This window comes from Streptosporangium sandarakinum (assembly GCF_050942225.1).
Lineage (GTDB): Bacteria > Actinomycetota > Actinomycetes > Streptosporangiales > Streptosporangiaceae > Streptosporangium > Streptosporangium nondiastaticum.
The window spans coordinates 7,342,950-7,366,673 of record NZ_CP192034.1; the positions used below are offsets into that span (position 1 = coordinate 7,342,950).

Consider the following 23,724-nt stretch of genomic DNA (forward strand, 5'->3'; position numbering starts at 1 on the left):
CCCCGAGGTTACCCAGCCGGCTCCGACGCCTTGCCGAAGCGGTCCTCGGCGGTGAAGATCTGCGGCTGCTCCTGGCTCGGCTGCGGGTTGATCCTGCCGAACCGCGGGTTCCACTCGATCGGCACGGACCTCAGGTCGTCGATCACCTGCTGCTGGCCGCGCTGCAGGGCCTCCTGGTCGGCGCCGCCGCCGTACTTGGCCATGAGCTTGGTGATCATCAGGCTCGCCCGGGTGTAGGCGCGCACCTGCGAGGGCGCCACGGCCTTCTGCAGGAGCTGCTGCTCGTACTGGGCGGCGCCGCCCTGGGAGTTGATCACCTGGTCGACCTCGCCCTCGGTGACCGTGACGCCCTTGCTCCCGGCGACCTTGGCGTACTGCCTGGCGGTGGCGAGCTGGTAGAGCACCACCTGCGGGACGCTGCCGGGGAACTGCTGCTTCACCGCGGACATGTCCGCCCTGTCCAGCGCGGCCTCGTACTCCTGGACGTTGCGGTCCAGCTCGCCGGAGCTGATCCGGTCGCCGCCGACGACGGCGGCGGCACCGACCTGCGAGGGGGAGCAGGCCGTCAGAGCGACACCGGTGGCGGCGACCGCCAGGATGACGCGAACTCGAGTCGACTTCACACGCGATCCCTTCACGACAAACGCCGCTTACCTTACCGTCACGCCCGGCGGGAAGCCCTCCGGGAGCGGGGCTCCCGCCTCGCGGGAGGCTCCCCGGGGACTCCCCCGGGGACCCTCTTCGGGGGCCTACGCCTTCGGAGCGCCCTCCAGGAACATCGCCTGGACCAGGTCGCCGCACCACTTCAGCAGGTCCAGGTCGCGCAGCGGCTGCCCGCCGAGCGGCCGGGTCTTGGGTACGGGCACCAGCAGCATGCCGGCCGCCTGCTTCAGCAGCGCCTTGGGGTAGAGACGCTGCAGCCGCACCTGCTGGGAGTCCTTCAGGTGCACCGGGGCGAACCTGATGTTCTGGCCCTGCAGGGTGACGTCGGTGAGGCCGGCCGTACGGGCGCGGATCCGGAAGCGGGCGACTTCCAGCAGGTTCTCCACCGGCTGGGGCGGCCTGCCGTACCGGTCGACGAGCTCGTCGCGCACTGCGGCGACCTGGGCGTCGGAGGCGACGGCGGCGATCCGCTTGTACGCCTCCAGGCGCAGCCGCTCGGAGGTGACGTAGTCGTGCGGGATGTGGGCGTCGATGGGCAGCTCGACCTTGACCTCCGGCCGCTCGGCCTCCTCGGCCGGCACGCCGGGCACCTTGGCCTTCTGCTCCTGGACGGCCTCGGCCATCATCCGGACGTAGAGGTCGAAGCCGACGCCGGCGATGAAGCCGGACTGCTCGGCGCCGAGGATGTTGCCCGCGCCGCGCAGCTCCAGGTCCTTCATCGCCACGTACATGCCCGCGCCCATCTCGGTGTGCTGGGAGATGGTGGCCAGCCGCTCGTGGGCGGTCTCGGTGAGCGGCTTCTCCGGCGGGTACAGGAAGTAGGCGTAGCCGCGCTCGCGGCCCCGGCCGACCCGGCCGCGCAGCTGGTGCAGCTGGGACAGGCCGTAGTTGTCGGCCCGGTCCACGATCAGCGTGTTGGCGTTGGGCACGTCCAGCCCGGACTCGACGATCGTGGTGGAGACGAGCACGTCGAACTCGCGCTCCCAGAAGCCCACCATGATCTTCTCAAGCTGGTGCTCCTGCATCTGGCCGTGCGCGACGGCGACCCTGGCCTCGGGCACCAGCTCGCGCAGCCTCGCGGCGACCTTGCCGATGCTGGAGACGCGGTTGTGCACGAAGAAGACCTGGCCGTCGCGCATCAGCTCGCGCCGGATCGCCGCGCCGATCTGCCGCTCGTCGTAGGGGCCGACGAAGGTCAGGATGGGGTGGCGCTCCTCCGGAGGGGTGAGGATCGTCGACATCTCGCGGATGCCGGTCAGGCCCATCTCCAGGGTGCGCGGGATCGGCGTGGCGGACATGGCGAGCACGTCGACCTGGGTCCGCAGGTGCTTCATGGCCTCCTTGTGCTCGACGCCGAACCGCTGCTCCTCGTCGATGATGATCAGTCCGAGGTCCTTGAACCTGACCTCGGGGGAGAACAGCCGGTGGGTGCCGATCACCACGTCCACCGCGCCGTCGCGCAGGCCCTCGACGGTCGCGGAGATCTCGGCGTCGGTCTGGAAGCGCGACATCGGCCGCACGTTCAGCGGGAAGCCGGAGAAGCGCTCGGCGAAGGTGGACAGGTGCTGCTGGACCAGCAGCGTGGTGGGCACCAGCACCGCCACCTGCTTGCCGTCCTGCACGGCCTTGAACGCCGCGCGCACCGCGATCTCGGTCTTGCCGTAGCCGACGTCGCCGCAGATCAGCCGGTCCATCGGGACGCCGCGCTCCATGTCGCGCTTGACCTCCTCGATGGCTTCGAGCTGGTCGCCGGTCTCGGCGTAGGGGAAGGCGTCCTCCATCTCGCGCTGCCAGGGCGTGTCGGGGCCGAACGCGTGGCCGGGCGAGGCCATCCGGGCCGAGTAGAGGCGGATCAGCTCCCCGGCGATCTCCCGGACCGCCTTCTTCGCCTTGGTCTTGGCCTTGGCCCAGTCGGCGCCGCCCATCCGGTTCAGGGTGGGCGACTCGCCGCCGACGTAGCGGGTGACCTCGTCGAGCTGGTCGGTGGGGACGTAAAGACGGTCGCCCTTGGCGTACTCGATGACGAGGTACTCGCGGGTGGCGCCCTGCACGGTCCGCTGCACCATCTCCACGTAGCGGCCCACGCCGTGCTGCTCGTGCACGACGTGGTCGCCGACCTTGAGCTGCAGCGGGTCGACCATGTTGCGGCGCTTGGACGGCAGGCGCCGCATGTCCTTGGTGGACGCCTTCTGACCGACCAGGTCCAGGTGGGTCAGCACGGCCAGGAAGGAGTTGACGAAGCCGTGCTCGACCAGGCCGGTGCTGACGTGCACGACCCCCGGCTCCGGCCGGCGGCCGAGGTCGCGCTCCAGGCGGGCGGGCATGTCCGCGCCGCGCAGCAGCTCGGCCATCCGCTCGGCGGGGCCGTACCCCTCGCTGAGCAGCACGACGACCTTGTCCTGGTCCAGCCAGCCCTTGATGTCGCTCAGCGCCCGCTGGGTGTCGCCGCGGTAGGACTCGGCCTCGTGCGCCGGCAGGACCACCGCCCCGCCGTCCGGGACCGTCTCGGAGGGCTCCCCGGGCCCGCCGTCCGCTCCGGCGCCGAACGGCGCGATCGACCACCACGGCTGGCCGAGCTCCCCGGCCCGCTCGCGGACGTCCTCCAGGCTGCGGAACGCCGCCGCCCCCAGGTCGATCGGCGCCTCGCCGCCGGACGCGGCGTTGATCCAGGACGCCTCCAGGAACTCCTGGCTGGTGCGCACCAGGTCGTCGGCGCGGCCGCGGATGCGCTCGGGGTCGCAGACGAACACCGCCGACCGGGCCGGCAGGTGGTCCAGCAGCAGGTCCATCTCCCCGGCCAGGACCGGCGCGAACGCCTCCATGCCCTCCATGGCGACGCCGTCGGCGAGCTGGTCGAGGATCTCCGCGAGCGCGGGGTGGCGCTCGGCCAGCTCGCGGGCGCGGGCGCGGACGTCGTCGGTCAGCAGCAGCTCGCGGCAGGGCGCGGCGAACAGCCCCTCCTCGGCCGCCTCCAGCGACCGCTGGTCGGCGACCTTGAACCAGCGGATCTCCTCCACCGAGTCGCCCCAGAACTCCAGCCGCAGCGGGTGCTCCTCGGTCGGCGGGAAGACGTCCAGCAGGCCGCCCCGGACGGCCACCTCGCCGCGCTTCTCGACCATGTCGACGCGGTTGTAGCCGTTCTCCACGAGCCGCGCGACGACCTGGTCGAGGTCGGCGTCGTCGCCGGCGCGCAGCCGTACCGGCGAGAGGTCGCCCAGGCCGCGCACGATCGGCTGGAGCACCGCGCGCACCGGCGCGACGATCACCCGCAGCGGGCCCGCGGCGGCGTCGCCCTCGATCGGGTGCGCCAGCCTGCGCAGTACGGCCAGCCGCTGGCCCACCGTGTCGCTGCGCGGCGACAGCCGCTCGTGCGGCAGCGTCTCCCAGGCCGGGAAGACCGCGACCGTGGCGGGGTCGAGGAGACTTCCGACGGCGGCGGCGAGGTCCTCGGCCTCACGGCCGGTGGCGGTCACCGCGAGCACCGTGCGCCCGCCCCCCTCGGCGCCGTCGCGGGCCAGCGCGGCCACGGCGAACGGCCGCAGCGCCGGTGGAGCGACCAGCGGCACGTCGGAGAGGTCTCCCGCGCGCACGCTCTCCAGCGGAGAGGCCAGCTTCGGCTCGGAGACGACAAGGTCCAGCAGTCCGGAAAGGCTCATCAGTTTTCGCCCACAGCCCCACGACGGAAAACACGACTGCCCCCGGCCGGCGGGCGCGGGGGTGACCTCCCAAGGCTACTTGCACACGCCGGTCCTCCGTCGAGAGTGGTAAATGCACGGCGAATCGTCATGTGTTGACTACTCTCGGTGACATGTCTGAGGTACGGTCGGTCGTCGGTCACGACGACATGTTCGGTCGGCGCATCCGCGAGCAGTGGGCGGGGCTGTCGGGGCGGCGGCTCGACGTCCTGATGGCCGGGTGCGGCCGGGCGGATCCGCTGGATCTGGGGCGGGTGGAGGCGCGCGTCACCGGGATCGACGAGGATCTGCCGGTGCTGCGCGAGAGCACCTCCGCCCGCAAGGATCTCGATTCCTGGACGCTCGGAGACCTGCGGACGGTGCCGGTGCCGCCGCGGGCGTTCGACGTCGTGTACGTGTCCTTCCTGCTGGAACGGCTGGACCATCCCGAGCTGGTGCTCGACCGGCTGCTGACCGGTCTGCGGCCGGGCGGGCTGATGCTGGTGCGGATGCGTGACCGGGCCTCGGCCTACGGCACGTGCGACCGGCTGCTGCCCGCGCCGCTGCGGCGGCTGCTGTGGCGCAGGTTCGCCCCGAAGGACGCCGTGGGGCCGCTGCCGGCCCGCTACCGGCCGGTCACCTCCCGTCAGGGGATGCACTCCTTCTGCCTGACGCGCGGGCTGATGGTCACCGACGACGCCTCGTGCCGGAGCGGCCCGGCGCTGAAGGGGCGGCTGGCGGGCCTGGTGGCCTTCGCCTGCTCGGCGGTGGAGAAGCTCTCAAGGGGCGGACTGCCGGCCTCGCACGATGAGATCATCATGGTCATCCGCAACCCGCACAGCCACTTCGCCCGGGTGATCTGACCGGCCGCGGGCTGGTGCGAGCGCTTCGGTTGCGAGTAAGCTGGCGAAATCCGACTAAGTCGATCGGAATTGTTGGTCGACATCAGGGAGCAATGGGCGTGGGGACGGCGGGGAGATGACGGCGGAGACGACGGCGGCGCACGAGCACACCCCCGACGCCCGCGAGCTGGCCGACCTGGAGCTGCTGCTCTCGGGCGCGTTCCACCCGCTCACCGGCTTCATGGGACCGGCCGACGCGCACGCGGTGACAGGGCACGGCACGCTGGCCGACGGCACGCCGTGGCCGGCGCCCGTCACCCTCGCCCTTCCCGAGGACCACCCGGCCGCCCCCGGTGACCGCGTCACGCTCCGCGACCCCGAGGGCGCCGCGCTGGCCGCGCTGACCGTCACCGAACGGCGCGACGGCCTGGCCGCCGGGCCGGTGGAGGCGCTGGGCGCGGCCGAGCACGGGCCGTTCGCCCGGCTGCGCCGTACGCCGGAGGAGGTCCGCAAGGAGCTGGCCGGACGGCCGGCGCTGGCGGTCACCATGCGCGGCCCGCTCGACGACCTGGAGGAGATCCGGGCCGTCGCCCGGGAGCTGGACGCGGTCGTCCTGCTGCTGCCCCTGGTGTTCGGCGAGGACGGGCCCGCGGTGGTCCGCGCCGCGCTGCGCGCCCGCGACCTGCTGCCGGAGGGCACGCTCGTGGCCGCGGTGCCGCTCGCGCCCCGCGAGGAGACGGCCGTCGACCTGGAGCTGCGCGAGCGGGTGGCCGAGGCGTACGGCGCCGCCGAGCACCTGGCCGGCCCCGAGCCGGTGACCATCCCCGGCCCGCCGCACCGCCGCGGGCTGGTGGTCTTCTTCACCGGCCTGTCCGGATCGGGCAAGTCCACCGTCGCCCGGGGGCTGCGCGACGCGCTGCTGGAGCGCGGCAGCCGTACGGTGACCTACCTCGACGGCGACGTGGTGCGCCGCCTGCTGTCGGCGGGGCTGAGCTTCTCCCGTCAGGACCGCGACCTCAACATCCGCCGGATCGGGTTCGTCGCCGCCGAGGTCGCCCGGCACGGCGGGCTGGCGATCTGCGCCCCCATCGCGCCGTACGCCGCGACCCGCGCCGAGGTCCGCGCCATGGTCGAGGCCGTCGGCGGCGACTTCCTGCTCGTCCACGTGGCCACGCCCCTGGAGGAGTGCGAGCGGCGCGACCGCAAGGGGCTGTACGCCAGGGCGCGCGCCGGGCTGATCCCCGAGTTCACCGGCGTCTCCGACCCCTACGAGGAGCCCGACGACGCCGACCTGGTCATCGACACCACCGGCGTCTCCGTCGAGGACGCCGTCGGCCGGGTGCTCGATCCGCTGGTCCGTGGAGGGTGGGTCCGCTGAGACCCCCGAGCGAGGAGTGGTGAGCGGCTCATGGACATCGACCTCCCTTTGGCCCTCGGGTCCTTCCTCGTCGCGATCATCGTCGGGCTGACCGGCATGGGCGGCGGCGCGCTCATGACGCCGATGATGATGCTGTTCTTCAACGTGCCGCCGCTGGCCGCCGTCTCCAGCGACCTCGTCGCCTCGGCCGTGATGAAGCCGGTGGGCGGGCTCGTCCACCTGCGGCGCGGCACGGTCAGCCTGCGGCTCGTCGGCTGGCTGTGCGCGGGGTCGGTGCCCGGCGCCTTCTGCGGGGTGCTGGTGGCCCGCGCGTTCGGGGACGGCGAGGCGATCCAGCAGACGATCAAGTACGCCCTGGGCGTCGCGCTGCTGCTGGCCGTCGCGGGCCTGGTCGCCAAGGCATGGCTGGCGCGGCGCGAAGGGCCCGTCTCGGCGGACCTGGGGTCCATCGTCGTGCGCCCAATCCCGACCTTACTGGTCGGTACGATCGGTGGAATCGTGGTCGGCATCTCCTCCGTGGGGTCCGGCTCACTGATCATCGTGGCGCTGCTCGCCCTCTACCCGGCGCTGAAGTCCAACCAGCTCGTCGGCACCGACCTCGTCCAGGCCGTGCCGCTGGTCGCCTCGGCCGCCCTGGGCCACCTGCTGTTCGGCGACTTCCAGCTCGACCTCACCACCTCGCTGCTGGCCGGCTCGATCCCCGGCGTCTACCTCGGCGCGCGGATCTCCTCCCGGGCCCCCGGCGGGGTGATCCGAGCGATCCTCGCGGTGGTGCTGCTGGCCTCGGCGCTGAAGCTCCTCGGCGTGGGCAACGCCGCCCTGCTGTGGATCCTCGCCGCGGCGGTGGCCGCCGGAGCCGCGGGCTGGTCACTCCTGCGGCACCGGGGTGGCTCCGAGATAGGGGTCGCGGACGAGGCCGGCGAAGGCCCGGGCCGCGTCGGCGGTGGCGTCGAAACGGGTGTCGCCGCGCGGCGCGCGCGGTGAGTCGAAGTACACCAGCGCCTTGATCTGCGGATAGAGCCGCATCTCCCGGCGGACCGCGGCGAAGAACTCCGCCTTGGCGCCGGGCCTGCCGGGACGCTCGAACACGCCCCACTCGGCGAGCATGATCGGCTTGTCCGGGAAGCGCCACCGCATCCAGCGATGGAACCCGGGCCAGCCGGCGGCGTCCGGGCGCGTCCGGTCCACCAGCCCGGCGAAGCCGCCCGTCCCGGCGGAGGGGTCCGTCCGTATGGAGGGGTCCGTCCGCGTGGAGGGGTCCGTTCGGCTCTCGGCGGGGTGGTCCGTCATGGCGGATGAGCCCGTCCCGGCAGAGGGACCGGTCCCGGCGGATGAGCCCGTCCGGCCCTCGGCGGAGGGGTCCAGGTAGGGGTCCAGGGCGACCCAGTCGACCACGTCGTCGCCGGGGTAGAGCCGCGCGAACCACGGCGCGACGGCCCAGTTGGGCGCGCCCATGTAGGTCATGACGGTGACCGCGTTGCGCACCCCCCGCTCGCGCAGGCGCGTCACCACGTGCCGGAACATCGCCGCGTAGTCGGCGGCGGTCATCCCCGAGCCGGGCTCCTCACGCACGTCGTTCTCCGGTTCGTGGTGGACGGTCAGGAAGAACCTCCCGGGGAAGGTCCGCCGGATGTGCCCGGCCAGCCGGTCGATCCGCCGGTCCAGCGCACCCCGGGCGATCTCGGCCCAGGTGCGGTCGAAGGACGGCTTCCAGTTGACCAGCAGCAGCCGGGGGCCACCGGGACCGGCGGCGATCGAGCGTTCCTCGGCGGTGGGGAACAGCTCCGCGCCCCGGTGGTAGACGTGCACGATGCCGGCCCGGCGGCCCATGCGGGTCTCGGCCCGCTCCAGCGCCCGCGCCGGGGACCTCCCGGTGAAGACCTCCGGCGCGATGCCCCACCACGCCCCGCAGGTGGGGACGAGGACGGCGGTGGCCACGCAGGGCGCTCCCGGCGAGGGCGACCCCGGTGGGCCGTCGGGCCGGGCGGCCTCCGGCTCCGGCGCGCCGGTCCCCGATGGCCACGTTTCCGGCGGCCACGCGTCCGGCGGCGTTACTCCGGGGGCTCCTGGCATTTCCGGAGTTCCGGGCGTTCCCGGGGTTCCGGGCGTTCCGGATGCTCCCGGGACCTTCGCCGGGGGGCGCGGCGGGAGCCCCGGCCCGGTCGGCGCGGGGCCGCAGGCGCCGAGGGCCGCAAGTGCCACGAGGACCAGGGCCCTCGAAACGACCAATCCCGCCTTTCTCCGCAAAACACCCGGACAACCCGTTATTCCCACCAAAACAGCCCCCATATTCTTTTCCCGCGACCTTCGCGGGCCTTTCAACCGGATTCCACACCGGCCGCACCACCGCATTGACGACCCTTTCTCCCGGATTCCGCTCCAGGTCGCGCCGCCACCGGCGGTGAACCGCGTCGTCATCGGCCACCGACCGGACCGCCGCCGGGCACAGGCCGTACGGCCTGCGGAAACGACGATCCGGCGCGGGTGGCGACGCGCCGGAGCCGCGCGAGAGCGGCGAATAGGAAATATCCGATAAACGCTGGCCATCGCGCCGCTACAGGCGAGAACAATCTAAAGAAAATCTTGTGTATCGGTCCGGGAAACCGAAAAGCCGACCTATAGTTCCTAGGGTTCTCCAAGCGCCGACCCGCCCGAGCGGGGCGCACGCCAACGGCCCCCCTCCCGAGGGAAAGGGCTTCCAGGCGCGGCGACCCTCATGAAGCCCCGCGCCGACCGGGCCGTGTCGATCCCCGTGAAGGAGGTGCGTTCGATTGACGGCGTTTCACCCGAGCCCGTTCCCGGGCGCACCCGCCCGCCGCCCCGGCGGAGACCTGGCGGACTACACGTCCCTGCTCCGCCGCAGGTGGCCGATCCTGCTGATCTTCATCACCGCCGGCCTCGGCTGCGGCGGCCTCCTGCTCCGGGTGGTCCCGCCCTCCTACACCGCCTCCGCGCAGGTGCTCGTCTCCCCCACCGGCCTCCCCGAGCAGGTCAACCAGGTCACCAACCGCCAGCGCGAGCCGCTCAACCTCGACACCGAGGCCCAGATCGCCAAGTCCGCGGTCGTGGCGGCCCGGGTCCGCGCCCTGCTCGGCCGTTCCCCCGGACCCGTCGAGGTCTCCGTCCCGCCCAACACCTCGGTCCTCGGCCTCTCCTACACCGCCGCCGATCCTCGCGCCGCCGCCGCCGGGGCGTCCGCCTACGCCAGGGCCTATCTCACCAACCGCGGCGAGTCGGCCGAGCAGGCGCGCGACGCACAGCTGCGGGCGCTCCTGGCCAAGCTGCGTCAGGTCAACACGAGCCTGGCGGCGGGCGCGGAGGCGCTGCCCCGCCTGGCCAGGGGCACCGCCGAACGCACCCTGGCCGCCCACCGGCAGAACGTCCTGGGCCGCCAGTCCGCGAGCCTGACCCTCCGGTACGACGCGCTGCGGACCGTCGCCGTCACCCCCGGGTCGGTGATCAGCGACGCCGTGCCGCCGGCCGGGCCCAGCGCGCCCAGCCCCCCGCTGTATCTCGGCAGCGGACTGATGACCGGCCTGCTCGCCGGGGCGGGCCTCGCCCGATGGCTGCCCGAGCGCCCGGCCACCCGTCCCCGTCCCCGCCCCCGACCCGGCGCCCGGCGCCTGGCCGCGCCCGGCGAGGCGGCCGCCCGGTGGTGAGCCTGCCGCACCGCGCCGCCTGGCCGATCGCCGCGCTGCTGGTCGGATACCCGCTGTGGTGGGCGCTGGGCCTCGGCGGGTTGTCGGTGATCGCGCTCGCCCCGGCGATGGCGCTGGTCCTGTGGCGGCGACGGCCGATCAGGATGCCGCGCGGCTTCGGGCTCTGGCTGCTGCTGCTGGCCGGATACCTCGTCAGCGCGCTCATGCTCGGCGAGATGCCCCCGGGCACCTACGGCGAGTTCGGCCCCGGGCGGATCGCGGGATACCTCATGCGCCTGGCCCTCTACGCCTCATTGACGATCATGGTCCTCTACCTCGGCAACCTGACCGAGCGGGAGCTCCCCCAGCTCACCCTGGTCCGCATGCTGGGCGCGCTGTTCGTCACGACCGTCGCGGGCGGTCTGCTGGGGGTGGTCGCCCCGCACGCCGACTTCACCTCGCCCGTCGAACGGCTGCTGCCCGGTGCGGTCAGCGGCAACCCCTTCGTCCACAACCTGATCCACCCCACCGCGGCGCAGGTGCAGAAGGTGCTCGGCCACGCCTCCCCGCGCCCGGAGGCGCCCTTCGAGTGGGCCAACGCCTGGGGCAGCAACATCTCGGTGCTGCTCGTCTGGTTCGTGGTCGGCTGGTGGGTGTACGGCGGGCCGCGCCGGCGCCTGGCCGTGCCGCCGCTGCTCGCGCTGGCCGCCGTGCCGATCGTCTACTCCCTCAACCGGGGCCTGTGGATCGGCCTGGGCGTCGGCGTGGCCTACCTGCTTCTGCGCCTGGGAGGCCGGACCCGCGCCGTGCTCTGCGCAGCCGTCGCCGCGGCGGCGCTGGCGTTCCTGCTCTCCCCGCTGCGGACGATGGTCGCCCAGCGCCTGGACAACCCGCACAGCAACGACATCCGCGCCTTCACCGTCTCGGCCACCGTCACCGCCGCACGCACCTCCCCGGTGATCGGCTACGGCAACACCCGCAACGCCACCGGCAACCACCGCACGATCACCACCGGGAAGACCGACTGGTGCGACACCTGCGGACACCCCCCGCTGGGCAGCGACGGCCAGCTCTGGCACCTGATGATCACGCAGGGGTTCACCGGGGCCGCGCTGTACGTGGCCTTCTTCGCCGGAGCCGTCCGCCGCCACTGGCGCGACCGGAGCCCGATCGGGATGGCCGGGGTCCTGGTGATGATCCTCACCCTGCTCTACATGTTCGTCTACGACGGGCTGGTCACACCGCTCGGCCTGTACCTGGTCTCTTTCGCGCTCCTGTGGCGGAACCAGACCGGCGCACCGTCCCCCGGCCGTCCCGGGCCGGTCGTCCGCGGAGGAGGCGTGTTCGATTGACCAGCCCCCGGACCGAGCCCCGGGCGGGCCGCGCCGGCGACGCCCGCGCCCGGCTGCGCTACCTCGACCGGACCGTCCGACTGCTGTTCCCCGGCGCCGGCGAGATCCGCCCCTACAGCCTGCTCCCGCACCCCCTGCTCCCCCGCAGGCTCGCGCCGCGGCGGTGGTGGCACCCCGGCCGGAGGGTCATGGTGCCCTCCGGGGAGGACACCATCGAGACCTACCTCGGTGAGGCACTGAGCGCGCCGGTCCAGGTCGTGCTGCACGTCCGCCCGGCCCGGCGGGCCAACCGCAAGCCGATCCTGGAGGCCCGCACCCCGGACGGCCCGGCCGCCTTCGTGAAGATCGGCGACACCGACCGCGCCCGCGCCCTCGTCGCGCACGAGGCCCGGACGCTCGGCCTGCTGGCGGACGTGCCGCTGAAGACCGTCGTCCCCCCGGTCGTGCTGCACCACGGGACGTGGCGCGGCCTGTCCGTGCTCGCGCTGTCCCCGCTGCCCGTACGGCGCGGCCCCGTGCCCGAGGACCTGCTCGTCGGGGCGGTCGCCGAGATCAGCCGCCTCGGCCGGATCCACCGGGACGGCCGGGACGGCGGACCGGACGGGTTCACCCGGCACGGCGAGGCCGGCGGAGCGGACGGGTTCGCCTGGCACGGCGACTTCTCACCGTGGAACATCGCGCGCGGTCCGGACGGGCGGCTGCTGGTGTGGGACTGGGAGCGGTTCGCCACCGGGGTGCCGCTCGGCTTCGACGCCGTCCACCACTTCTTCCAGCACGCGCTGCGCCGTACCGACCCCGCAACCGCGGCCCGCGCCTGCGTGGCCCGTGCGCTGCGCGTCCTGGCGCCGTTCGGGCTGACCGCGGCCGAGGCCAGGCTGACCGCCGCCCGCTACCTCATCGCCCTGGCCGACCGGCACGCCGCCGACGGGCACTCCCCCCTCGGCCCGCCCGGCCGGTGGCTCGGCCCCGCCGTCGACTTCGAGGAGACCCTCATCTGAGGCGAGGAGGCCCTCGCCTGAGGCCACCCCCTTCCGGCAGGAGGGGGATTTCCGACCTGATCCCCACACGCAGAGGAGTTCGCAGTGATCCCCGGGGTGAAGCGCCCGGCCCATGCCGTGTCCCGTGCCGTGGGACGACTGACCGCCGGGCAGCGGCTCCTGCCGTCCTTCCTGATCATCGGGGCGCAGCGCTGTGGCACCACCTCGCTGTACCGGGCGCTGGCGCGGCATCCGCTGATCCTCAAACCGGTGCTCCACAAGGGCGTCCACTACTTCGACGTGGCCTACGACCGGGGGCTTCCGTGGTACCGCGCCCACTTCCCGCTCCGGGCCCGGACCGCGCGCCTGGCCCACCGGTACGGCTGCCGCCCCCAGGCGTTCGAGTCGTCCCCCTACTACCTGTTCCACCCGCTCGCCGGACCCCGGATCGCCCGCGACCTGCCCGGGGTGAAGCTGATCGTGCTGGTCCGCGACCCCGTCGAGCGCGCCTTCTCCGCGCACGCCCACGAGCTGGCCCGGGGCTTCGAGACCGAGCCCGACTTCGCCCGCGCGGTGGAGCTGGAGGAGGAGCGGCTGGCCGGGGCCGAGGACGCCCTGCGCGCCTGCCCGCACTCGGTGAGCCACGCCCACCGCCACCACGCCTACCTCGCCCGGGGCCGCTACGCCGAGCAGCTCGCCCGCCTGGAGCCCCTGTTCGGCCGGGACCGGCTGCTCGTCCTGGACAGCGGGCGGTTCTTCGCCGATCCGGAGGTCGTCTACGACCGGGTGCTGGAGTTCCTCGGCCTGCCGCACCTCGGCGACCCGCGGTTCGAACGGCACAACGCCCGGCCGCGGCCCGCCCCGATGCCCGGGCCGCTCCGCCGCGAGCTGGCCGGCCGCTTCGAGGAGCCCGACGCCCGGCTCTCACCGTGGCTCGGCGCGGAGCCGTCATGGCGGCGCTGACCCGACCCGGGCCGCACGATGACGCTGGCCCGTCCCGCGCCGTCCCGCGCATCCGCGTCCCACGCTCCCGGACCGGCCGCCGGAAGTCCGTCGTGGCCGCGCTGACCTCCCCGCGCCCGCCGGACCGCACCGCACCGGGTGGACCGGGCTCGATGCGCGGGACGGCGCGGGCCGGGCTGGCGGGCCTGGCCGGGGCCGGTGTGGGCGCCGCCGCGCAGTTCGCGACGGTCGTGCTGGTCACCCGGGGGACGGACCGGCAGACGGCGGGAGCGTTCTTCACCTCGACGGCGCTGTGCCTGACCGCCGCCGGGATCCTGCGCCTGGACGCCGGAAACGGACTGGTCCGTCTCATCGCCCGGTCACGCCCCCTGGGGTACGGCCCCGCCCGCGGCTACGTCCGCGCGGCGTTCGTCCCGGTCGCGGCGCTCTCGCTGGCCGTCGCCGCCGTCGCCGTCCTCCGCCCGGCCGACCCCGCGTCGCGTGTGCTGGCCGCCGCGCTGCCGGCGGTGGTGTGCGCGGACGTCGCGGTGGCCGCGACCCGCGGGTTCGGCGCGATGCGGCCCACCGTCCTGCTCACCGGCCTGTTCCTGCCGTCGGCCCAGCTCGCCGGGGTGACACTGGTCCTCTGGGCCGCGCACACCGGCGCGGGCGGCCCCGCGCCGGCCGCCGTGAACACCGGGGCCTTCGTGAACACCGTGGAGCCAGTGGACGCCGTCACGCTCACGGCGCTCGCGGCGGCCTGGGCCTGGCCGTACGCGGTGGTCCTGGCGACGGCCGCGCTCTGGCTGCGCCGGCGGCTGCCGCGCGGACCGCGCCCGCCGGGCGCCGCGCTCGACCTGTGGCGCGACACCTGGCCCCGGTCGGCCGCCGCCGCGCTCCAGTCGGTCTTCCAACGGCTGGACGTCCTGGTCGTCGCGGCGCTCGCCGGCCCGGCGGAGGCGGCCGTCTACACCGCGGCGACCCGGTTCAAGGTCGTGGGACAGCTCGCCGGGCAGGGGCTGGCCCAGGCGGTGCAGCCCGGACTGGTGCGCGCGCTGGCCGGAGGAGACCTGCCGCGCGCCCGCGCGCTGTACCAGTCGGCCACGATGTGGCTGGTCGTGCCGACCTGGCCGATCTGGCTGGGCTACGCCGCGTTCGCGCCGTGGCTGCTCGGCGTGTTCGGCGACGGCTACGCCTCCGGCGTGCCGGTGGCGCTCGTGCTGGCCGGGACGATGATGGCCGCCACCGCCTGCGGCATGGCCGACATGGCGCTGTCCGCGGCCGGGCACACCCGTTCCAGCCTGGCCAACCTGGTGGCGGCCGTCGCGACGACCGTGGCGCTGGACGTGCTGCTGGTGCCCTCCGCGGGCGTGCTCGGCGCCGCCCTCGGCTGGTCCGGGGGCACGCTGGTCAAGAACCTGCTCCCGCTGTGGCGGATCCACCGGCGCTACGGCCTGCGCCCCTTCGGCGCGCACAGCGTCGCCGCGCTGACACCGTGGCGTCCGCCGCGCCGTACGGCCTCCCCGCCCGCGTCCGCGGACATGAACGACGCGGACCGCGGGGCGGACGGGGACCTGTGCCACGCCACAGACCACGATGCGGACAGGGATCCGGGTCATGGTCCGGGCAGTGCCGCGGAGCGTGGTGCCGGCGGGGAGCCGGGCCGCCGAGCCGGAGGCCGCCGATGACGCCCGTGCTGGTGACCGGGTTGCCGAGGAGCGGCACGAGCTGGACGGGCAAGATGCTCGCCGCCGGGGGCGAGCTGGTCTACGTCAACGAGCCGCTGAACCCCGGGCATCCGCCCGGCGGCTGCCCGGGGGTGCTCGACGCCCGCGTGACCCACCGGTTCCAGTACATCTGCCCGGACAACGAGGCGGTCTGGCTGCGTGCCTTCGCCGACACCGTCGCGCTGCGCTACCGATTCCTGGCCGAGCTGCGCCGTAACCGCTCGCCGTACGACCTGGCACGGCTGGTCCGGTACGGCACGGCGTTCACGCTGGGCAGGCTGGCCGGGCGGCGGGCGTTGCTGGACGATCCCTTCGCACTGTTCTCGGCCGGCTGGTTCGCCGAGCGGCTGGGCTGCCGGGTGATCCTGCTGCTCCGCGACCCGGTGGGGCTGGTGGGGAGCTGGCGGCGGCTCGGCTGGGCGGTCAGCCCCCGGGAGCTGCTCGGGCAGCCGCTGCTGGTCCGCGACCACCCGTGCCTGGCGGAGCTGCGCACGCTGGCGGACTGCCGGGACCCGGTGACGACGACCGTCGCCCTGTGGCGGGCCGCCCGGGACGTCGCCGTCGCCCTCGCCGCGCGGCACCCCGGCATCCTGCTGGTGAGCTACGAGGAGCTGGCCGCCGACCCGGTGCGGGGTTTCCGCGGCCTGTACGACTGGGCGGGCCTGACCTGGTCCTCCCGCGCCGAACGCCGCGTCTCCCACGCCTGCACCGCGTCCGCCGGGCGGCCGGGCGGCGGTTTCGCCTGGAGCGGCCTGTCCCGCACCGCGTACCGCCCGATGGACTCCCGGCGGGCGGCGGCCGCGGCCGCGGCGCGGCTGAGCCGCGAGGAGGCCCACCGGGTCAGGCGGCTGGCCGCTCCCTGATCCGCACGGCCGGCCACTGCACGGCCGGCCACCGCACGAGCGGCCACCGTACGGACGATCACCGCACGGGCGGCCACCGCATGGCCGGTCACCGCACGAGCGGCCGTGGCCGCCCGGAAGGAGGGCGGTCACCGGCATGGCCGGCGACGAGCCCCCTCGGCTCCCACGCCACACGTGCGACCGTCTCGAACGCCACGGAACCACGACGGGACCGAAAAATTTCTGAAGCCGCGTAATCCAGGCGAACGGCCGGACTCCTTCCTCTGTGAACGAAAGGAGCTCGGATTGAGCAAGTTGAGATCCATCCTCATGGCGGCGCTGCTGTTGTCGATGGGCGGGGCGGGCCTGGCGGCGCCGTCGCCCGCCGTGGCGGCGGCTCCGGCGGCCCAGTCGCGGTTCGCCTGTGACGGGGTGGATGCCGAGGACAAGGGCTGGGTGCTGCCGATCTACGTCCACCAACCCGGGCAGGACGCCTGGGAGGCCGACAGCGCCGCCCTGCTGAACACCATCTGGGAGACCGACCAGACGGTCGACTCCAGCGCCGAGCGGTTCGGGGTCTCCCGGCGGATCCGGTTCGTGCAGGACGGTGACTGCCGTCCGGTGGTGGCGAAGCTGCCGTTCACCAAGGGTCGCAACCGAGCCGAGATGGGCAAGGCGATGGCCGAGAACCTCGCCTCCCAGCCGGCCCTGGTGCGTACGCTCTGGCAGACCAACCGGGTCAAGCCGTTGTACCTCGTCAGGGACAACGAGATCACGGACTCCTGCACGGGCGGCGGTGCCAACGCCGGCCTGAGCACCGGCAACGTCATCCTCCCGCGCTGGTGCTGGAGCGAGGCCGGGCTCACCCACGAGCTGATCCACAGCTTCGGGCTCTCGCACTGCGACGGGGGCGGCGTGAACGGCAACGACCCGGTCTGCCGGAACATGGGCACCCGGAAGGAGTGCACGAGCGACCCCGCGTCCAACTACCACCTCGACTCGTGCCGGATCGACGACTTCCGTTACTTCGAGCCGACGCCGGTACGGCAGCCGGAGCTGGAGAGGATCAGGAACGTCGCGTTCAGCCCGTACCTGATCCAGGACCAGCCGAGCCCGGTGTGGCGGTTCCGCATCAGGGTGGTGGACGGCGGCAGATGCCTCGACGGGAGCGCGGCACAGGTCGTGCAGCGCGCGTGCACGGACGGCTCCGCGCAGACGTGGCAGCGCGGCATCGACGACGACGGGTACCTCACGATCCGCAACGCGGCGACCGGCCACTGCCTCACCATGGCGGACACCGTCGTCACCGGCCCGTGCGCGAAGAAGGACAAGGCGCAGCAGTGGCTGCCGGACGCCGGTCAGGACAGGACCAATTTCACCAGCCGCGCCGGCGGGAAGCCGGCCGTCAAGGACAACCGTGACGGCGGAGCGGTGGTACGCGACGGCAAGGGTGAGTTCGTGGCCGAGCTGCTGGGCGGCCTGGCCTCCTCACCCACCCGGCCGAGCACCCCGGCCCCGACGGCCACGTCACAGTCGACCACCCGGCCGACCGCCTCGCCGACCACCCGCCCGACCGCCGGACCGACCGCTCGGCCGACCGCGACGCCGACCTCCGTTCCGGAGCCGGCCGTCACGTCGGGCCCGGTCGAGTCGCTCGACCCCGCCCCCGCCGAGGCTCCCGTGCGGGGCCGCAACGTCCGGTTCAGGACCACGTACGGCACCTGCCTGACCTCGTCAGGCACCAGGGTGCGCCTCGGCGCCTGCGGCGCCAGGTGGAACGTCGTGACGGTCGGCGAGCACGTGCAGGTGCGCCGCCAGAACCGCTGCATGGCGCTCGGCAAGGTCAGCGGCGGCAAGCGCCCGGTCGTCCTGGTCAGGTGCAGCGGGGCCGCCAGGGGACAGCGCTGGCTGCTGGAGAAGGCCGGCGGCTCGATCACGCTGAAGAGCGCGACCACGAAGGCCACCCGGCTCATCGCCTCCTCCGCCAAGCCCGCCGGCGTCTACGCCAAAGCCGCGTACCAGAAGGATTCCGTCAAATTTACAATCAGGTAAATGATCAACCCGGAAAGTGATGATCTGGCCCTGACCCGAATGGTCAGGGCCGGGGACGATCGTGCCGTCTCCGAGTTGTACGAGCGGCACCATCCGGCCGTCATCGCTTTCGCCCGCCGCCTGTGCCAGGATCCGCACACCGCCGAGGACCTGGCCAGCGAGGCGTTCGCGCGGACCCTGCGGACCGTCCGGAACGGCCCGGCCGGTCCGACCGGCGACTGGCGTCCCTATCTGTACGCGGTGGTCCGCAACACGGCGGCGGAGTGGGCGCGCTCCGATCAGCGGTTCGTCCTGACCGACGAGTTCCGCGAGGACGACCTCACGACGGCCGCTCCAGAGCCGCCGGACGATCTCGTGACCCACGCCTACCGCTCGCTGCCCGCACGCTGGCGGACCGTGCTCTGGCACACCCTGATCGAGGACGAGGAGCCCGAGCGGGTCGCGAAGATCCTCGGCATCACTCCCGGCAACGTCGGCGTGCTGGCCTTCCGCGCCCGCGAGGGGCTGCGCAGGGCGTACCTGGCCGCGTACGCGTCCGGCGCGTCGCCTCGCTGCCGGGAGTACGCCGAGCCGCTGGCGGCGGTCGTGCGCAAGAGAACCGGCCGTCTTCCGCGGGCGCTGCGCGGGCACCTGGAGTCCTGCGCGAGCTGCGCCCGGGCGCACGCGGAGCTGCTCGACCTCAACGCCACACTCCGCGCGGCGCTGCCGATCGCCCTGTTCCCGCTCGCCCTGGGAGCGGAGAAGTGGATCGCGGCGGGAGCGGGGACACCGGGCACGGCGGGAGCCGGGACACCGACCGGAGCAGGGATCGGGACGCCGGGCACGACAGGGACCGGGACGCCGGGCACGACAGGGACCGGGACGCCGGGCACGACAGGGACCGGGACGCCGGGCACGACAGGGGCCGGGACGCCGACCGGGGCGGGGGCCGGGACGCCGGTCGCCACGCCGAAGGGGGCCGCGATGCCGGGCTGGGTGATCCCGGTGTCGGGGGCGACGGCGATCATCGCCGCCGTGGCCGTGACCGTGGCCGTGTTCAACCCGCCACCGGACCAGGCTCCCTCCCCGTCCGCGCAGGTCGCCGCTCCCGCGCCGGGCGCGTCACCCACCCCGAGGCCCACCCGCGTGAGGACCCGGGCACCCGAGCCCACCCGCGTGAGGACCAAGGCTCCCTCCCGCGGGAGAACCCCGGCCGTCCGCGTGACGACCCCGGGACCCGCGTCGCGGTCCCCCCGCGAGCCCACTCCCCGGCCGGGCACCCGGATCGCCCACGCGGGCCGATGCGTCGGTGCGGCGGGTGGGCTGGTGGCGGCGCTGCCGTGCGCCGACCCGCGTACGGCCTGGCGCACGCGGGGCGGCGCCCAGCGGTTCCAGCTCGTCAACGTCGTCAGCGGACGCTGCCTGGCCGCCGGTGAGCGGTACGACACCGTCGCCTTCAACGGCGGCGGCATGCTCGCGGTCCGGATCAGGCCATGCGCCTCCGTCCCGGCCCAGCGCTGGCACCGCCCGGCCTTCAGCGACGGCGTGCGCCGGCTGGTGAGCGTCCCTTCCGGCAAGGCGCTGTCCATCGGCAAGGAGTTCGCCGGCAAGCGTCCGCCGACGGCGTTCATCCTCTACGGCCCCTACACGGGCTCAGCCGATCAGCGCGTCACCCTCGTGGACGACTGATCCGCGGAGGCGTGCGGGGCGACGCCCACGAGCCGGACCGCGTCCGTTCACCGGGCGTCCTCTCCTTCGGAGAGGGGGTGCCGGTTCCGGGTGGCGAGGTCGAAGATGGTCGCCAGCTCGTCCGCGTAGTGGGAGAGGTCGAGGTCAGGCTCGGTTCGCAGCAGGAACGGCAGGCCGTCCACGGACCGCTGGACGGTCGCGGCCATCACGAAGGTGTCGAAGTCGCGGAACTCGCCGGTGGCCTGCCCCCAGCGCAGGATCTCCTCAAGGGAGCCGAGGACCTGCCGTTCGGTCGCAGCGTCGTAGGAGCCGCCGTCGCCGTCCTGCCCGCGGAAGTCGAGGAAGATCTCCATCAGGGCCTGCATCTGCGCCCGGTGTTCGGCGACGAACTCCACCACGCCGGTGATATAGGCCCGTAGCGCGCTTCGGGCGTCGGGCCGGCCGGCCAGCCGTTCGGTCATGAACCGCCCGATCGCCTGGTGGACCTCGGTGACGACCGCGCCGATCAGCTCGTCCTTGCCCGCGAAGTGGTAGGAGATGAGCCGGGTGCTGCTCAGCCCGGCCCGCTCGGCGATACGGGCGAAGGAGGTCTGCGGGTAGCCCAGCTCGGCGATCGTCTCGATGGTCGCCGCCACGATCTGCGCGCGGCGGGCGGTCGCGGCGAGCGAGCGCCCCTCACCTGCCTGGCTTACTCGCATGAGTAAAAGCTAGTTCGGCCGGGTGAACCAGGTCAACCGGGACACGGAGCCCGGTTGACCTGGTTCACCCGGGGCGCGGAGCCCGGGAACGTGGCCGGACCGGCCGGGAGGCGGTGCTCAGGAGAAGAGCCGGCGCAGGAGGCAGGAGCCCAGGAGCCGGAGCGTGAAGGGCAGGTCGTGGCGGAGGTAGCGGCGGGCAAGCCGGCCGGGCTCGTGAACCAGGCGGAACAGCCACTCCAGCCCCGCCCCCCGCATCCACACCGGTGCCCGGGGCGTCGCCCCGGCCGCGAACGCGATGGCCGAGCCGCACCCCACGAACCAGGTGCCGGGAAGGTCGTCCCGGAGCCGCGCGATGAGCCGCTCCTGCTTGGGGAAGCCGAGCCCGACGAAGACCAGCCGGGGCGCGGCGGCCACCAGCGCCTCCCTGATCTCGTCGTGGCCGCCGGGGTCCGTCTCGAACCCGTACGGCGGAGCCTGCGTGCCCGCGACGACGAGCGCGGGATGGCGCCGGACCAGCCGGTCGGCCGCCTGCCGGGCCACCCCCGGCGGGCCGCCGAGGAGGTAGACCGGGTGGCGGTAGAAGGCGGCCGCCTCCGACAGCGACCAGATCAGGTCGGCCCCGGCGACCCTCGCCGGCAGGGGTGTGCCGAGCAGCCTGGCCGCCCACACCAGCGGCATGCCGTCGGCGATCGACAGGTCGGCCCGCTCGACGAGCTCGCGCGCCCCGGGGTCGTGGGCGGCGGTCCAGGCGATGTCCATGTTGGGGGTGACGAGGTGGCCGCCCTCGCCGCGTTTCAGCGCGCCGACCACGTGGTCGACGACCTCCCCCTCGGTCATCGGGTCGATCGTGAGGCCCGCCACGCGCACCCGGTGGCGCGGCCGTCCGTGGTCGTCGCCGGGCCACGGCCGCCGCTGGGCGCGCACCGCCTCCCGGGCGGGTCGGTGTGCGTCCCGGGCGGCCGTCTCCGGAACGGCTCCGCGCGTTCGGCCGGCCCGACGTGCCACCTGACCGGTCCAGCCGGCCTCCTGGCCGGCCTGACGCGTCTTCTTCGGGGCCTGATGCGTCTCCTGGACGGCCCGGAGCGCCATCAGATGCCGCGCCCGAGGTTGTGGAGCGTCCCGAGGACGGTCCCGGCCGGCACCAGGCCCGCGGCCACGGCGAGCGCGAGAGGCACCCGGGGCTCACCGCGGCGCGCGGTGAACGCCCGCCAGGCCCAGCGGCCCGCCTCCCTCCGCCGGCCGAGGGCGGCGTGGTGGAAGGCGAGCTGGCCGTAGACCCGCGCCGCGCCGCGCGGGTCCACGACCAGATCGGGGTGCCGGGCGAGCATCCACTCCAGCCCGGCGATTCGGTCGGCCCAGCGGGTCGCGTACGCCGAACCGCCCCAGCGCACCCGCACCAGGGGACGGTCCACGTGCGCGATCGGGTGGCGCGCGGCCGCGCGCAGCGCGAGGTCCCAGTCTTCGTTCTGGCCCCCCGGCGCGCTCTCGTCGGCCCAGAGGGCGCCCCGCCGGAACAGGAACGTCGAGGAGTGGACCATCACCATGCGCGAGCGCAGCAGGTGCGCCCGGGTGACGGTGCCGGTCCCGGCCAGCCGGGGGACGCGGCGCGAGCCGTACTCGACCTCGATGGCGCAGCTGGAGAACTCCGCGCCGGGCCGCGACTCCAGGGCGGCGACCTGGGCGGCGACCTTGCCGGGCGCCCATTCGTCGTCGTCGTCGCAGAAGGCCACCAGGTCGGTGCCGAGCACCGCGATGCCGGTGTTGCGGGCCCCCGGCAGGCCGGGGCTGAGGCGGTTGGCCACCACCCGGACCCGGCGCGGCGTCTCCTCGCCGGAGGCGGCCGGGCACTGGGCGGCCAGGAGGTCGGCCGTCCGGTCGGCGACCGCCGCCGGGTCGCCGCCGTCGACGACGACGACCACCTCCAGGGGGCCGGGGTGGTCCTGGCCGAGCGCGGCGCGGATCGCGGCGCGCAGCCGGTCGGGCCGATGCCCCCGCGTGGGGATGACCACGCCCACCGATGGGCTCACGCCGGCCTCCTGTCGTAGCCGTACTTGATCATGAGTGGCCAGGTCAGTGTGGCGACCAGGCGCCGGTGCCGCGCCGGGGCGGCGGTGCGCCAGCCGTCGTCGGGATCCAGGCCGATCGGGCCGACCGTGAAACGCACAGGGTTGCCGGAGACCGTGTGGGCCGGGGAGAGGTCGGCCCGGCCCACGGAGAGGAAGTCGAGGCGGGGCGCGAGACCGGCCTCGACGGCCAGGCGGCCGAGGACGGCGGCCGGGGCGTCGAGCAGATCCTCGTAGCGGACCCGGGTGACGTGGGCGCCGCCGCGCGCCAGCAGTTCCAGGCTGAGGTTCTGGGCGAGCCAGTGCAGCGAGGTGCGGGCCGGTGACCAGCGTGTCATCGGCCGGCCGTCCTCCGGGCGGGGCACCCGCCTGCGCCAGGAGTGGGCGACCGCGCGGGGGTCGCGCACGACGTGCACCACGCGCACGTCGAGCCCGGCCGCAGCCAGGCAGAAGGCGGTGGAGGCGTGCTTGCTGGAGTCGACCACGACCGGCCTGCCGGAGACCTCGGCCGCCGCGTCGTACAGGCGGCGGTGCGCCGCGGCGTACTCGGCGAGCTCGGGAGACTCCGCGAGCTCGGTAAGCTCCGCTGACCGTACGGTCTCCGAGGGCGTCACGGGCCTCGCGAGCCCCGGGCGCTCCGCGTGCCCGGAGGACCCGGCGGACGCCGCAGACGTCGCGGGCCCGGTGGACCCTGCGCGCGCCGGAGACCCGGCGAGGCGGCGGGCCAGCTCGGGAACGCACCGGGTGCGGTCCACCCGGCGCCTGAGCCGGAGCATCCGGTGAGCGAGGTCGTCCGGCCAGCCGCCGAACGCGCGCTCGCCGACCTCCCGCCAGAACGGGCACGCGCTGAACGGCCGCCGGCAGCCGCAGGGCTCGTCCGCCAGCACGCCCCTGGCCCAGAGGTGGACGACCTCGCCGAGCGGCGCGACGCCGGGGACCTCGCCGAGCAGGCGCTCCAGCAGGGTGGTCCCGCTGCGGCCGAGACCGCCGAGGAAGACGACCCGGGCGGGAGGCGGCTTGTCAGGCACGGCACGAATCCTTACCCGTCGGATACGGAACGTGCACATCTTAGTGCGGAGAGTTACCGACCCATCGCGGAAAGGACAAAGGATCTACCTGGGGCACGCCGGGCCGGACCGGTCGTCCGGCCCGGCGGCCCGCTCGGGCCGGACGACCGGTCCGGCGGCCCGCGGATCGTCACACCCGCC

Annotated in this window: 18 protein-coding genes; 11 read left to right on the forward strand and 7 right to left on the reverse strand. The window is 74.2% G+C overall.

Annotated elements, in window-relative coordinates:
- Window positions 1-8: 8 nt before the first annotated feature.
- Both ACQP10_RS33570 and mfd read right to left on the reverse strand, forming a co-directional pair.
- Window positions 9-623 carry a SurA N-terminal domain-containing protein gene (locus ACQP10_RS33570; protein WP_179825581.1) on the reverse strand — a complete coding sequence of 205 codons (615 nt, stop codon included), beginning with the start codon at window positions 621-623 and terminating at the stop codon, window positions 9-11.
- A 126-nt stretch (window positions 624-749) separates the two neighbouring features.
- The gene (gene mfd, locus ACQP10_RS33575; protein ID WP_433540334.1) at window positions 750-4,319 is read right to left on the reverse strand and encodes a transcription-repair coupling factor; all 3,570 of its coding nucleotides are present in this window, start codon (window positions 4,317-4,319) and stop codon (window positions 750-752) included.
- Window positions 4,320-4,471: 152 nt separating this feature from the next.
- On the opposite strand from mfd, the gene ACQP10_RS33580 reads away from it, so the two are divergent.
- From ACQP10_RS33580 to ACQP10_RS33590, 3 genes are all read left to right on the forward strand, one after another.
- Window positions 4,472-5,200, forward strand: coding sequence for a class I SAM-dependent methyltransferase (locus ACQP10_RS33580; RefSeq protein ID WP_179825585.1), 729 nt, complete (start codon window positions 4,472-4,474; stop codon window positions 5,198-5,200).
- Between the two features lie 115 nt (window positions 5,201-5,315).
- Window positions 5,316-6,557: an adenylyl-sulfate kinase gene (gene cysC / locus ACQP10_RS33585; protein ID WP_179825586.1), complete on the forward strand. Its 1,242-nt coding sequence runs from the start codon at window positions 5,316-5,318 to the stop codon at window positions 6,555-6,557.
- A 30-nt stretch (window positions 6,558-6,587) separates the two neighbouring features.
- On the forward strand, window positions 6,588-7,541 hold the full coding sequence (locus ACQP10_RS33590; RefSeq protein WP_399501741.1) for a sulfite exporter TauE/SafE family protein: 954 nt from the start codon (window positions 6,588-6,590) through the stop codon (window positions 7,539-7,541).
- Here the strand turns inward: ACQP10_RS33590 and ACQP10_RS33595 are convergent.
- Complete coding sequence (locus tag ACQP10_RS33595) at window positions 7,425-8,495, reverse strand: hypothetical protein (RefSeq protein WP_433540335.1); 1,071 nt, start codon at window positions 8,493-8,495, stop codon at window positions 7,425-7,427. The genes ACQP10_RS33590 and ACQP10_RS33595 overlap by 117 nt on opposite strands.
- A gap of 833 nt (window positions 8,496-9,328) precedes the next feature.
- Here ACQP10_RS33595 and ACQP10_RS33600 point away from each other — a divergent pair.
- From ACQP10_RS33600 to ACQP10_RS33635, 8 genes are all read left to right on the forward strand, one after another.
- Window positions 9,329-10,216, forward strand: coding sequence for a Wzz/FepE/Etk N-terminal domain-containing protein (locus ACQP10_RS33600; protein WP_179825590.1), 888 nt, complete (start codon window positions 9,329-9,331; stop codon window positions 10,214-10,216).
- Complete coding sequence (locus ACQP10_RS33605; RefSeq protein ID WP_433540336.1) at window positions 10,213-11,547, forward strand: hypothetical protein; 1,335 nt, start codon at window positions 10,213-10,215, stop codon at window positions 11,545-11,547. Before ACQP10_RS33600 ends, ACQP10_RS33605 begins: the two co-directional genes overlap by 4 nt.
- Window positions 11,544-12,545: a hypothetical protein gene (locus tag ACQP10_RS33610; protein ID WP_433540337.1), complete on the forward strand. Its 1,002-nt coding sequence runs from the start codon at window positions 11,544-11,546 to the stop codon at window positions 12,543-12,545. The genes ACQP10_RS33605 and ACQP10_RS33610 overlap by 4 nt, the downstream gene beginning before the upstream one ends.
- Window positions 12,546-12,674: 129 nt before the next feature.
- The gene (locus ACQP10_RS33615) at window positions 12,675-13,487 is read left to right on the forward strand and encodes a sulfotransferase family protein (RefSeq protein WP_312873523.1); all 813 of its coding nucleotides are present in this window, start codon (window positions 12,675-12,677) and stop codon (window positions 13,485-13,487) included.
- A 92-nt stretch (window positions 13,488-13,579) separates the two neighbouring features.
- Entirely contained in the window at window positions 13,580-15,154 is a 1,575-nt protein-coding gene (locus ACQP10_RS33620) for a lipopolysaccharide biosynthesis protein (protein ID WP_433540338.1), read from the forward strand.
- Window positions 15,151-16,056, forward strand: a complete 906-nt coding sequence (locus tag ACQP10_RS33625; protein ID WP_179825596.1) for a sulfotransferase — start codon at window positions 15,151-15,153, stop codon at window positions 16,054-16,056. Before ACQP10_RS33620 ends, ACQP10_RS33625 begins: the two co-directional genes overlap by 4 nt.
- A 285-nt stretch (window positions 16,057-16,341) precedes the next feature.
- Window positions 16,342-18,087: a ricin-type beta-trefoil lectin domain protein gene (locus ACQP10_RS33630; protein ID WP_433540339.1), complete on the forward strand. Its 1,746-nt coding sequence runs from the start codon at window positions 16,342-16,344 to the stop codon at window positions 18,085-18,087.
- Window positions 18,088-19,755, forward strand: a complete 1,668-nt coding sequence (locus ACQP10_RS33635; protein WP_433540340.1) for a sigma-70 family RNA polymerase sigma factor — start codon at window positions 18,088-18,090, stop codon at window positions 19,753-19,755. It begins immediately after the preceding gene.
- Window positions 19,756-19,802: 47 nt separating this feature from the next.
- Here the strand turns inward: ACQP10_RS33635 and ACQP10_RS33640 are convergent, their stop codons facing one another.
- The 4 genes from ACQP10_RS33640 to ACQP10_RS33655 all read right to left on the reverse strand — a co-directional run bounded on the left by ACQP10_RS33640 (window position 19,803) and on the right by ACQP10_RS33655 (window position 23,544).
- A complete protein-coding gene (locus ACQP10_RS33640; protein ID WP_433540341.1) occupies window positions 19,803-20,453 on the reverse strand; it encodes a TetR/AcrR family transcriptional regulator in 651 nt (216 codons plus the stop codon).
- A gap of 117 nt (window positions 20,454-20,570) precedes the next feature.
- Complete coding sequence (locus tag ACQP10_RS33645) at window positions 20,571-21,290, reverse strand: WecB/TagA/CpsF family glycosyltransferase (protein WP_392572233.1); 720 nt, start codon at window positions 21,288-21,290, stop codon at window positions 20,571-20,573.
- A gap of 251 nt (window positions 21,291-21,541) precedes the next feature.
- Complete coding sequence (locus tag ACQP10_RS33650; protein ID WP_346018929.1) at window positions 21,542-22,480, reverse strand: glycosyltransferase family 2 protein; 939 nt, start codon at window positions 22,478-22,480, stop codon at window positions 21,542-21,544.
- On the reverse strand, window positions 22,477-23,544 hold the full coding sequence (locus ACQP10_RS33655; protein WP_433540342.1) for a sulfotransferase: 1,068 nt from the start codon (window positions 23,542-23,544) through the stop codon (window positions 22,477-22,479). Before ACQP10_RS33655 ends, ACQP10_RS33650 begins: the two co-directional genes overlap by 4 nt.
- Window positions 23,545-23,724 lie beyond the last annotated feature (180 nt).

What these genes read in the sequence shown, in the direction of transcription:
- ACQP10_RS33635 (WP_433540340.1), top strand. Translation starts at nt 18,088, where the DNA reads ATGATCAACCCGGAAAGTGATGATCTGGCCCTGACCCGAATGGTCAGG.
- cysC (WP_179825586.1), top strand. Translation starts at nt 5,316, where the DNA reads ATGACGGCGGAGACGACGGCGGCGCACGAGCACACCCCCGACGCCCGC.
- ACQP10_RS33580 (WP_179825585.1), top strand. Translation starts at nt 4,472, where the DNA reads ATGTCTGAGGTACGGTCGGTCGTCGGTCACGACGACATGTTCGGTCGG.
- ACQP10_RS33640 (WP_433540341.1), bottom strand. Translation starts at nt 20,453, where the DNA reads ATGCGAGTAAGCCAGGCAGGTGAGGGGCGCTCGCTCGCCGCGACCGCC.
- mfd (WP_433540334.1), bottom strand. Translation starts at nt 4,319, where the DNA reads ATGAGCCTTTCCGGACTGCTGGACCTTGTCGTCTCCGAGCCGAAGCTG.
- ACQP10_RS33645 (WP_392572233.1), bottom strand. Translation starts at nt 21,290, where the DNA reads ATGACCGAGGGGGAGGTCGTCGACCACGTGGTCGGCGCGCTGAAACGC.
- ACQP10_RS33590 (WP_399501741.1), top strand. Translation starts at nt 6,588, where the DNA reads ATGGACATCGACCTCCCTTTGGCCCTCGGGTCCTTCCTCGTCGCGATC.
- ACQP10_RS33625 (WP_179825596.1), top strand. Translation starts at nt 15,151, where the DNA reads ATGACGCCCGTGCTGGTGACCGGGTTGCCGAGGAGCGGCACGAGCTGG.